General features: G+C 43.9%; 9 protein-coding genes. 2 read left to right on the top strand and 7 right to left on the bottom strand.

Going from position 1 to position 12,108, the window contains the following annotated elements:
• Position 1: 1 nt before the first annotated feature.
• The 5 genes from crcB to lrp all read right to left on the bottom strand — a co-directional run bounded on the left by crcB (position 2) and on the right by lrp (position 5,451).
• Positions 2-382, bottom strand: coding sequence for a fluoride efflux transporter CrcB (gene crcB / locus HC733_RS03655; RefSeq protein WP_190363695.1), 381 nt, complete (start codon positions 380-382; stop codon positions 2-4).
• A 2-nt stretch (positions 383-384) separates the two neighbouring features.
• On the bottom strand, positions 385-1,716 hold the full coding sequence (locus HC733_RS03650; RefSeq protein ID WP_190363694.1) for an AAA family ATPase: 1,332 nt from the start codon (positions 1,714-1,716) through the stop codon (positions 385-387).
• Between the two features lie 5 nt (positions 1,717-1,721).
• On the bottom strand, positions 1,722-2,357 hold the full coding sequence (gene lolA / locus HC733_RS03645; RefSeq protein ID WP_190363693.1) for an outer membrane lipoprotein chaperone LolA: 636 nt from the start codon (positions 2,355-2,357) through the stop codon (positions 1,722-1,724).
• Complete coding sequence (locus tag HC733_RS03640) at positions 2,357-4,903, bottom strand: DNA translocase FtsK (protein ID WP_190363692.1); 2,547 nt, start codon at positions 4,901-4,903, stop codon at positions 2,357-2,359. Before HC733_RS03640 ends, lolA begins: the two co-directional genes overlap by 1 nt.
• A 68-nt stretch (positions 4,904-4,971) precedes the next feature.
• Positions 4,972-5,451: a leucine-responsive transcriptional regulator Lrp gene (gene lrp, locus HC733_RS03635; protein WP_190363691.1), complete on the bottom strand. Its 480-nt coding sequence runs from the start codon at positions 5,449-5,451 to the stop codon at positions 4,972-4,974.
• A gap of 142 nt (positions 5,452-5,593) precedes the next feature.
• Between lrp and ald the strand changes: the two genes are divergently transcribed.
• Positions 5,594-6,715, top strand: coding sequence for an alanine dehydrogenase (ald, locus tag HC733_RS03630; RefSeq protein ID WP_190363690.1), 1,122 nt, complete (start codon positions 5,594-5,596; stop codon positions 6,713-6,715).
• A 174-nt stretch (positions 6,716-6,889) separates the two neighbouring features.
• Positions 6,890-7,945 (top strand): Kelch repeat-containing protein, encoded by a 1,056-nt coding sequence (locus HC733_RS03625; protein ID WP_190363689.1) that lies wholly within the window; start codon positions 6,890-6,892, stop codon positions 7,943-7,945.
• Here HC733_RS03625 and HC733_RS03620 read toward each other — a convergent pair.
• Entirely contained in the window at positions 7,939-11,037 is a 3,099-nt protein-coding gene (locus HC733_RS03620; protein ID WP_190363688.1) for an efflux RND transporter permease subunit, read from the bottom strand. The genes HC733_RS03625 and HC733_RS03620 overlap by 7 nt on opposite strands.
• The gene (locus tag HC733_RS03615; RefSeq protein WP_238937420.1) at positions 11,037-12,059 is read right to left on the bottom strand and encodes an efflux RND transporter periplasmic adaptor subunit; all 1,023 of its coding nucleotides are present in this window, start codon (positions 12,057-12,059) and stop codon (positions 11,037-11,039) included. Before HC733_RS03615 ends, HC733_RS03620 begins: the two co-directional genes overlap by 1 nt.
• Positions 12,060-12,108: the final 49 nt, after the last annotated feature.

The raw sequence follows: 12,108 nt of genomic DNA, 5'->3' as shown, positions 1-12,108 counted from the left end.
TTTAACCTTTTTGCATGACCAAGCAAAGGCCCAACCAAGCCATAAAAATACACACAACCACGTTGAGTGTGACATTAAGAGCCATTTTCAAAAACTGACCCTGCTGCAGTAACAGCACAGAGTCCATCGAAAATGTTGAAAACGTTGTTAATGCGCCCAGAAAACCAATCCCCACTAAGGTCTTGGCGGGGCTGACGGTAATAATTTGTTTTTCTATTAAACCGTAAAGAATGCCCATTAACAGTGAACCAAGAATATTAACGGTCAATGTACCAAAAGGGAATCCCTTACCCAAGAGTTTTAGCATTATATCGTTAATGAAAAACCGCAAACAGGCACCAAGTGCGCCGCCAAAAGCTATTGTTAGGTACATTTTAATCATTTTTAATATCTTTTTAGGTCACTTTGTTGGTTCTGTTGCTGCAGATACTCCAACTTTGCTTTAATTTGCTTTTCTAAACCGCGATCCGTAGGTTGATAATATTGTCTGTCTTTGATTTGTTCGGGAAAGTAGTTTTCTCCCGCAGCAAATGCACCAGACTCATTATGTGCGTAGCGATATTCATCTCCATAGCCAAGCTCTTTCATCAACTTGGTTGGCGCATTGCGAAGGTGCACAGGAACCTCGTAGTCTGGATCGCTCATCGCATCTTGCTTTGCCTGATTAAATGCCATATAAACCGCATTGCTTTTTGGCGCACTGGCAAGATATAAGGTGGCTTGAGCGATTGCTCGCTCTCCTTCGCTAGGCCCAACTCTTTGGTAGATATCCCATGCATTAAGCGCTACTTGCATTGCTCTTGGATCGGCATTACCGATGTCTTCTGTTGCTATAGCTAGCAAGCGCCTTGCGACGTAGAGCGGATCGCCGCCACCAGCTAAAATACGACAATACCAATATAACGCCGCATCTGGGCTACTTCCTCTTACCGATTTATGAAACGCAGAAATCAAATCGTAATAAAGATCTCCACCTTTATCGTATTTAGCCAGATGACTTGGTAAAACGTGTAGCAATACTTGTTCATCGATAATCACCTGATTATCGACTCGCTGCGCTAAATCAATGGCTTGCTCAAGCAGGTTAAGTGCCTTTCTGGCATCTCCTGAGCTGGCTTTTGCCAATGCCACTAGTGCTTGTTCGCTGATAGAAATATCTAGCTTGCTCAGTTGTTCATCTTGTTCTAATGCGCGAATGAGCACCTTCACTAGCTCATCGTCGGTTAACGGTTTTAAGGTATAAACGCGCGCTCGGGATAAAATTGCATTGTTTAAAGCAAAACTCGGATTTTCAGTAGTCGCACCAATAAAAATAAACGTGCCATCTTCGATATAAGGTAAAAATGCATCTTGCTGCGATTTATTAAAGCGATGAACTTCATCGACAAATAACAGTGTTCTGCGACCTTGGGATAAACGGCTTTTTGCTTCCAAAACGGCTTCGCGTATTTCTTTAACACCAGAGGTGACGGCCGAGAGTTTCGTTAAGTCAGCATGTGCATGGTGCGCAATGACTTCTGCAATTGTGGTTTTACCTACTCCTGGGGGGCCCCAAACAATCAAACTATGGCAACGGCCTTGTTCAATTGCCTTATAAAGTGGCTGTTCGGCGCTTAAAATATGTTGCTGACCAATGTATTGCGACAAACAAGTTGGCCGCATACGAGCGGCCAAAGGTCTTACATCAGGAGCAAAATCAAAACCGAGACTACTCACTGCTATCACTCACCTTGGGTCTGATCATCAACGATGACCCCTTTGGGTATAACAAAGCTAAATAAGTCTGTGGCAAGTGAATTGTTCAACTTAGCATTTTCAAAACTAAAGCGAGAAACTTGTCCAGAAACGTCTTTTACTCTCACACTTTGTAAGTTCAGCTTATCTGAAAATTCAATTTCCAACATTTCAACCTGTGATTCAACGCCATCTTTTGGCGTTATTTGATAGCCCACGTCTGTTTGAGTCACTTGATACTTTGCCCACTGCTCTTGAGCGCGTGAAGTCAATAACACAAATGGGGTCGTATCTATCAATGACGCCGTATTCATGACCGTCACTTGCTCAGCAAACATGTCATAGTAGTAGGTTTTATCACCATCCGAGACAAATAAAGTTTCGTCTGGCTGCAGCTGTTGCCAGTAAATTTTTAGTGGATGTGCAAGGGCTATTCTGCCTGCGCCTTGTTGCAATACATTCCCTTGTTCATCCAATACGCTTTGTGAAAACTGCGCTTCAAAAGTATTAATATTGCTCAGCTTATCTTTTAAATCACTCGCTGCATCTGCCACAGCGTTAACACTTAAGGTTAAGCCAAACAACAGTACACTACATTTTGTCAATTTATTTATAAACTTCATTAATTTGCTCCACCTCTTGGTACGAGTACTTCTCGAGCACCGTTATGTCCTGGTGCACTGACTACACCAGACGCTTCCATTTGCTCTACTAACCTTGCCGCACGGTTGTAACCGACGCGCAACTTACGCTGCACGCTCGATACCGACACTTTGCCTGACTCGATAACAAAACCCACCGCTTCATCGTACAGCGGATCTGATTCATCATCGCCTCCTTCAGGTGCTTCGCCTGGCAATAAAATATCTTCGGTGGCATCACCGCATAAAATCTCTTCAATGTAGTTTGGTTTGCCTCTTGCCTTCCAATCATTTACCACGGCGTGTACTTCGTGGTCATCAACAAACGCGCCGTGCACACGTATCGGAACACTAGTGCCTGATGGTAGATACAACATATCACCCATACCGAGGAGGTTTTCTGCACCTTGTTGATCTAAGATAGTTCTTGAGTCGATTTTACTTGATACCTGAAACGCCATACGAGTTGGTATGTTGGCTTTAATTAAGCCAGTGATTACATCAACTGATGGGCGCTGCGTTGCAAGTACCAAGTGGATACCCGCTGCACGTGCTTTTTGTGCAATACGTGCGATTAGCTCTTCAACTTTTTTACCAACAATCATCATCATGTCAGCAAATTCATCAATCACAACGACGATGCTAGGCAACTTATCTAATTCTTGTGGGCCATCGGCCATGCCATCAGTGTCTTTAAACAATGGGTCAAGAATAGGCTGCCCAGCGGCCTTAGCATCTAACACTTTTTGGTTGTAACCTTTTAAGTTACGCACTCCCAAGGCTGACATCAGCTTGTAGCGACGTTCCATCTCCCCCACACACCAACGCAATGCGTTGGCCGCCTCTTTCATATCAGTGACCACTTCACATAGTAAATGAGGAATACCTTCGTATACCGAAAGCTCCAACATTTTTGGGTCAATCATGATCATGCGCACATCTTCAGGTGGTGACTTGTACAGCAAGCTTAATATCATAACATTAACGCCAACTGACTTACCCGAACCGGTAGTACCCGCCACGAGTAAATGAGGCATTTTAGCTAAGTCAGCAACAACCGGCTGCCCTGCAATATCTTTACCCAATACCATGGTGAGCGGAGAGGCGTTTTGTTCAAACTTCGGCGCGTTAATCACTTCAGATAAACGCACTATTTCACGATGCTTATTCGGTAACTCAAGTCCTACATAGGTTTTGCCCGGAATAACCTCAACCACACGTACACTTACAGCTGACAGCGAGCGCGCCAAGTCTTTAGCAAGACCGGTAATTTTCGCCACTTTGATACCTGGAGCCAAATCTAGTTCGAATCGGGTTACTACGGGCCCAGGATAAACCCCAACAACACTCGCTTGAATATTAAAATCGAGTAATTTTACCTCTACGAGGCGAGAAACTGCATCCAATTCTTCTTTAGAAATTGGGTTCTTTTGCTTATCTGGTCGGTCAAGCAAATCCAGTGATGGAAGTGGGTCCATCGGTGGACGCTCTTCTAATAGGGCTTCAAATTTTTCTTTTGCCGAAGGCTCAGGTTTAAAGGTCGATTGTGGTTGTTCTGTCTTTGGTTTTAGTGGTCTTGCTGGTGAGACTACGGTGGTTTCTTTAGGACCTTGAGGCATAGCAGCAGATTCATCTAGCGCGTTAAGCGCTGACGCAGTATCAAACCCTTCATCATCAATTGCAGAAAAGTTGATTTCCTGATCCAAAATATCATCTAACTCGTCAAATACATTCGGCTGTACTGATGACTCATCATCAGCTCTTACCGCTTGCTCATTGTTAGATGAGAAGAGTTTATCTTTTAAACTCAATAGTTTAGATTTATTCTGTTGCTGTATTTGCTCGTCTATCTGTACTTGCGGTTGCTCTTGAGTGTCAAAATGCTCTGCAGTCTCGCATAATAAGTGCTGTTGATTGTCACGTACAGAAACAACTTTTTCATTACGTTGTTCAAATTTAGCTTTGAGCCACCTGAAAAATTGCACAACTTTTGCGCCTAGGTAGTCCACAAAGTCTACCCAAGAAACGCCTGTTAATAGCGTTAAGCCAGCAAAGAAAAAACACAGCAATAAAATAGATGTGCCAGTAAAGTTAAAGGCAGGCATCATTGCACCAGCAACAACATCACCCACTACCCCACCGGATGACACGCTGAAAATATCATCAAAATTGATACTACTAATAGCACTTGCTGACGTTACAAATAAAGTTAACCCGATCACTCTCAACCCCAAAGTTGTGTAGTCGAGCTGCAAAATTTTGTGCGGTTTTTTGAATAATAGATAACCTAAAATTTGAATCGCGGCAGGCACTAAAAACGCAAGCCAGCCCAAACTGACCAATAGAATATCAGCAACCCATGCACCCGCAGAGCCGGTAATATTATTGACTTGAACGTATTCGCTTGTTTGTGACCATGCAGGGTCTGCGGGATCAAAGCTTATCAATGCACACAGTATAAAAATGGCCGCTGCAGTGCTGATGATTAATCCGGTTTCAAGGAGGCGTTGTACACCATTTAGACGCATACTGGCGTTTTCCTCTATTTTTGTTCTTTTATTAGCAATTTACTAGGCACACCTTAGCAAGAAAAGGCTCATGGTGCATAGGGTTTTATTATTTCACCCTCTTCACCTTTCACTTCTTCCATCACTACATAAGTGCGACTTTCACTGACATTAGGTAATTTTAATAAAATTTCTCCCAATACACCTCGGTATTCAGACATATCCGTTACACGCGTTTTAAGTAAAAAGTCGAAGTTGCCCGAAACTAAATGGCACTCAATGATCTCGTCATGCTGACGTACGGCCTGATTAAACCTATCGAAAACATCAGGAGAGTTCTTATTTATAGTAATTTCTACGTAGACGAGAAGCCCTTGACCTAGTTTAGCAGGATCCACTACCGCTTTATAACCTCGAATAAAGCCTTCGCGCTCAAGTTTTTTTACCCTTTCTAAGCACGGAGTCGCGCTCAAACCTATGCGGCGCGCCAGTTCTACATTCGAAATCCGCCCATCTTTTTGTAATTCGACTAATATTTTCCTGTCGATTCGATCTAATTGTTGGTGCATTTTAGATAGTTTTTTCTACTGTTTAAGATTAAACATTAGTATATAACACTACTCAGGACATGTAAAAAGGTAGGACATGCTAGTGTGGCATACATATAATAGTCGAAAATTTTATCCCGTTCTATTTTAGAGGCGATTTATTATGATTATCGGTGTACCTAAAGAAATTAAAAACCACGAGTACCGCGTAGGTATGGTTCCTGCGAGTGTTCGTGAACTAATTAACCACGGCCACCAAGTCATCGTAGAAACCAATGCAGGTATTGGTATCGGTTTTACTGATGAAGATTATGCTGAAGTTGGTGCTACTGTTCTAAACACAGCAGCAGAAATATTTGCACAAGCAGATATGGTAGTAAAAGTTAAAGAGCCTCAAGCCGTTGAACGTGCGATGTTACGTGAAGGTCAAGTGTTATTCACGTACCTACACCTAGCACCTGATCTTCCACAAACAGAAGACTTAGTTAAGAGCAAAGCTATCTGTATCGCTTATGAAACTGTGACTGACGCACGTGGTGGTTTACCACTTCTAGCACCTATGTCAGAAGTTGCGGGCCGTATGTCAATCCAAGCAGGCGCACAAGCACTTGAGAAGTCACGCGAAGGTCGCGGCATGCTACTAGGTGGTGTACCAGGCGTTGAACCTGCAAAGGTAGTTGTTATCGGTGGTGGTATGGTAGGCCGTAACGCAGCACAAATGGCAGTAGGTCTAGGCGCAGATGTTACTATTCTTGACCGTAACATTGATGTACTTCGCGCACTTAACGCACAATTTGGTAGCCAAGCTAAAGCGGTATATTCAACTGCTGACGCGCTAGAGAAGCACGTATTAGAAGCTGACCTTGTAATTGGTGGCGTACTAATTCCTGGTGCTGCTGCGCCTAAATTAGTAACTGCTGAGCACATCAAAGCGATGAAGCCTGGCGCTGCAATCGTTGACGTTGCTATCGACCAAGGTGGCTGTATTGCGACTTCGAAGCCAACAACACATGCTGAGCCTACTTACATTGTTGACGACGTTGTTCACTACTGTGTTGCTAACATGCCTGGTGCAGTGCCACGCACTTCAACATTTGCATTGAATAACGCAACGCTACCATACATCATCAAGTTAGCGAATAAAGGCTATAAAGCTGCACTACTTGAAGACAAGCATTTTATGGATGGCTTGAACGTGATCAACGGTCAAATCACTTGTAAAGAAGTTGCTGAAGGCTTCAATATGGAATATGTTGACGCACGCACAGCGCTTGAAAATGCTTAATTAATAACAAGTATTTCGATAGCCCACTTCTCCAAGTGGGCTTTTTTATATCCCAAACTCACTTTTAACATTAAACAAACACTCCCATCAGCTTGTTTACAATTCATGACAAAACCTTATTGTAAACACCGCTAAATTTGCTATCTTTTCACTTTGTACCTAAAAAGGACAAACATGGAACGCCGTGCTTTTATTCGCAAATTAGTTCAATTGACCCTATTGGCAAGCTCACCTAGTTTATTAGCAAACTCTGAGCACAAAAAAGCCGTTTGGATCGATAAACCTCGTTTACCTAATTACCTACAAGAGCTCTATCCATGTCTATTTAACGAGCATTTAGTTATTGCAGGTGCACTTGAACAAAGCCCCATTGAAAGTGCCACTATGGGCGCAATGGATGCTTCTAAAGCTTGTTATTTATTTGATCTACGCAAACAAACATGGCGTTTAGGTCCTCAGCTACCTGTTAAACGTCACCACTTAGGATTATTGACCACACAACAAGGTGTATTAGCAGTAGGCGGTTTTGCAGCGAGTAAAGCAGATCCATGGCAAGTGAGAAAGGACACGTTCTTACTTGCAGATTTGAATGATCATTGGCACTCTTCCATCCCTTTGCCTAATCCTCAGGCTGAAGCTGGGTATGCCACCATTAACAATCATGCGCATGTAATTTCGGGCAGAGGAATAATATATGGCCGTTTGGCTGACATTAGCGATCATGTATTTTTTGATGGCAAACAATGGCAACAAGCCGCACCTTTACCATTAGCGAGAAACTCTGGAGCATGTGTGGCTATGGATAAGGGCTGCCTACTGATCGGCGGTCGGATTCAAGATAAGCGCCATCAAAATCAATCGCAGGTCGACTTTTATGACAAAAATGCTGACAAATGGTTTGAATTGGCACCCACTCCTTTTGCATCTTCAGGTATTGCGGCTGCAAAGCACAACAATAAAGTTTACGTATTTGGCGGTGAGCAATATAACTACAGCATCAACCGCGCAGGTATTACTATGATGCATAGTAAAACCTTCAAACACATCTGGCAGTATGATTTTGCCAGCGACAAATGGCAAACGCTGCCCATATCTATGACCTCAACCCGCCATGGTTTAGGTGCTATCAGTACTGAAGAAGGCATTTATCTAATTGGCGGAGCGCAACGAGCTGGCGGCGAACTACCCACCAACTCAGTTGAGCTATTAAAATTTGCCAGTGATTATTGATTGCTGTGAGCTTGTTCTAATTCAGCTTCTAAGCGCTTGCTTTCATCAACTCTTGGCTTGGTAAAGCGAGCGAGCCCCAAATAGATAACTGGCGTAAGGAACAAAGTATAGAGCACCGAGATCCCCAAACCGCCAAAAACGACCCAACCAATTGCATTTCGTGCCTCCGCACCAGCTCCAACAGACAGGATCAATGGTAAAGACCCCAATAACGTTGAAAACAGCGTCATCGCGATAGGTCTCAATCTCACCATGGCAGCGTTTAAAATTGCCTCTCTCACTTCATAGCCTTTGTCACGAAGCTGATCAGCAAACTCCACCAGCAATATTGCATTTTTCGCTAACAAGCCAATCAGCATGACTAGGCCAATTTGCGAATATATATTTAGGCTGGTTCCTGTGATTTTTAATGCAACAAAGGCTGAAGCTATACCAAAAGGTACTGTGATCATAACAACCATTGCACTATTTACGCTCTCAAACTGAGCTGCCAACACCAGCAAAACAATTAAAAAGGCAAGAATGTATGTCAACATCACCTCATAAGCAGTTTCTTGATAAGTTAAGGCCTCTCCTTTAAACGCTAAATCAATGCCTGCAGGAAGCGTCTCATGGGAAAATGCCCTGATGATTTCTACTGCCTCACTCATTGCCATACCATTTGGTAGTTCCAAGTCGAGCTCTATGGCTCTGCGCTGCGCATACCGTTCTAATTCTGCGGCGACACCTTCTTCAGCTAAATTTGCTAAACTTGAAAGCGGAACCAATTGACCATATTGACTTTTAACATACAAATTAGCGAGATCTGCTGGCGTTTTTATTTCGTAATTTTGCGCTTGCAATATAATGGGTATCGACTGGTCACCCACATTTAAATCTGCGACATCATCACCATTAATTGCCGCACGTAAAGTGATCGCAATATCGCTCAACTGCACACCCAAATCTTCAGCTCGACGACGATCAATGTTAACACGCAACTGAGGCTGTGATGGCTGATAGGATATATCTGCTTTGCCAAATTGTGGATAAGCGCGTTCAAGCTGTGCACTAAACTCTTGAGCAGCATTAAAAATATTCAAATAATTATCACCAAGCAGCGCAAGCTCTATTCCCCCGCCTTGTCCTCTAAGATTTAAACTGTTTGCACCAAAGGCACGTGCAGGCGCACCCGGTATTTGACCTAACGGTTCCCTAATCTTGTTTATTATCTGCTGCTGTGAAAGCTCGCGTTCAGACCAATCCACTAGCGGCGCCGTAATAAAAACAATATTCGGGTCCCACTGGCCAACAACAGTGTATACCGACGAAATTTGCTGTTGGTCAACGTAAGGGGCAAGCACGTTCTCCATTGCCATAGCTTGCCTATCCATAAAGTTCAGCCCCACGCCGTCGGGACCTCGCGCAAAAATACGAATGTTTCCTCTGTCCTCTTGCGGCAGTAATTCACTTTTTAACTGAGTATACATAAGCCCTGATAAACCGGCGCATAGCAAACATATGAGTAACGTTAACCAAGCATGCTTTAATACCCAAGCTATCATCACCCCATAGCAGGCAGCGCATTTGCGACCTATGTATCCAAATAGTAACTTGTTGTTTGACTTTTTAGGCAGTCGTGAAGTTAATGCAGGCACCAACGATAAAGCTACAAATGAAGAGATGATCACAGCACCCGCTAGCACACCTCCAAACTCTCGAAATAGCCGCCCAGCGGTTGAAGGTAAAAAAGCGATAGGCACAAATACAGCGACCAGCACAGCTGTCGTTGCTACCACCGCAAAAAAGACTTCTCTTGTGCCCAGTACTGAGGCTGCGCGACTGGCTAGGCCTTGAGACTTCCTTCTTTGAATGTTTTCACTAACAACAATAGCATCATCCACAATCAAACCGGTTGCTAATACCAGTGCAAGTAATGTCAGGATATTAATTGAAAAACCAAGTAGCCAAATGATTGCGACCGACCCCATTAATGACATTGGAATCGCGATGGCAGGGACTATGGTTGCGCGCCATGAGCCTATGAATATCCATAGTGTTATGACGACCAGTACTATCGTGATCAACAACGATTGCAACACTTCATCAACCGAGCCTCGGATAAACTGGGCATCATCTTGTGTGACATGAATTGCTAACTCTGGAAAGCGCAGTTTTTGGCTTTCTACCAGTTTTAGTACTTCATCAGAAATTTCTATGGTGTTAGAACGTGCTTGCCTAATAACTTCCAGACTTATCACCGGTTTGCCATCTAAACGCACCATATTGCGCGCATCTGCTGGGCCAAAATATACCGCCGCCACATCACCAATTCGCGTTTGCTCGTCAATCATGATATCGCGAACTTGCGCTGCAGTTATCGATGTAGCATCAGCTCTTACAATGAGCTGCTGATCAGATGATTTTAAACTTCCCGCGGGTACATCGAATGGTGCTTGCTCTAACACTTTTGCGACTTCAGCAACTGACAGACCAAAACTTGTTAACTTCAACGGGTCAAGCGCCACCCGCAGGACCCGCTCTCGATCGCCATTGAGTCGAACATCCGCCACACCAGGAATAGTTAAAAATTGCGGGGCCAAGTCTCTCTCAACTCTTGCAGTGAGGGATTCCATGTCTAAAGAGTCACTGCTGACGGTTAGGCTAACCACGCCTTGGGCGTCATTATCTGCTTTTATAATGGACACCCGCTCAACTTCTTTTGGCAACTCCCTTTGCACTCGACTTACCGACTCTCGAGTTTCGTTTGCCGCATCTTCAATATTGGTACCAGGTCTAAATTCAACAACAATGCGGCTGTTGTTCTCTTCACTTTGCGCCCGAATTGACTTAACGCCTGATACGCGTGCAACGGCCCCTTCGAGCTTGCTCGTTACCTCGGTATCTAACGTTTCCGGTGAGCCTCCGGGAAATGACGCACTTACCGTAAGACGCGGTCTATCTACATCGGGTAACTCTCTCACTTCAACGCCGCCAAGCGCAGCAATACCTGCAATAATAATCAGTAAGTTTAAAACCACTATAAGCACGGGCCTGCGAATAGCCAACGATGGCAAATCAGATAATGAGTTATTCAAAAATGAGTTAGACATTATTGGGCCTTCGCAAGTTGTGACGTTACTTTTTGGCCTTCACGTAATCGCTGAACACCCTCAACCACAAGCGTTGCCTGAGGCTGAATATCACCTTTAACTAGCACTTTGTTCTCTTGTCGTTGCACAACTTGCACTTCGACTTTTTTTGCAGCGCCTTGGCGTGACAACCAAACATATGGTCCCGTTGGTCCCCACATCAGTGCCGCTTCAGGAATACTTGCATAGCGTTTGCCAAATTCAGTCAATATCACTTTAAAGCTCATTCCAGGCAAGAACCTATCCTCATCATTTTTCAATAATGCTCGAACACGAATAGTCCGAGTTTTGTCGTCAATGCGAGAGTCAATATCAGCGATATTAGCTTGTTGGAGACCCTGTTCGTCATGCCAAGGGATCACATTAATTTCACTACTGTTTTTGAGCATTGCAAGTGCATGTTCTGGGGCCTTGAAATCAACATATAGCGATGAGCGGTCATCTAATGACACCAGTCTTGTTTGATTTGTTAGCCAATCTCCCACTTCAATATCCGTGATCCCTACAACCCCAGAGAATGGCGCAACGACTCGGTGATCTTGAATATCATTGGTTGCCTGAAGCAGATTCACCTGAGCAAGTTCTACCTCAGTTTGTGCATCATCCAGCGCACTTTGCGTAGTGGCGCCTTTTTTGATGCTATCTTGCAACCTTGCTAGCGCACGTTTTGCATTTTCTAATTGAATTTTTGCCTGCAAAGCTTGTGCTTGTTCTTTTCTATCATCAAGCTGAAAAAGTACGTCCCCCTTATTAACTCGCTCGCCACTTTTAAAACCGATATGGGTTACACGGTCAGCCACTGCGGGATATAAAACGATGGAACGCCAAGCCTCTGTTGTACCCACAGCTGTTATCTGCTCTTTGGCAGCAATAAATTGCACTGGCTGAGTAATAACCATAGTCGCCGGTCGTTCTTCTTTACTATGTGACTCAGCGGACCAGCCAACCAAGGCAAAAAACAAAATCAAAGTACGTAACTGCATGCGTTTCCCAAAAAAATAATGCTAAGTGGTTAATACGTATAACCATGCT

Source organism: Pseudoalteromonas sp. S16_S37 (genome assembly GCF_014694405.1).
Taxonomy (GTDB): domain Bacteria; phylum Pseudomonadota; class Gammaproteobacteria; order Enterobacterales; family Alteromonadaceae; genus Pseudoalteromonas.
The sequence above is the reverse complement of the archived record's forward strand: the minus strand, read 5'-3'. Positions and strand labels throughout refer to the sequence as shown.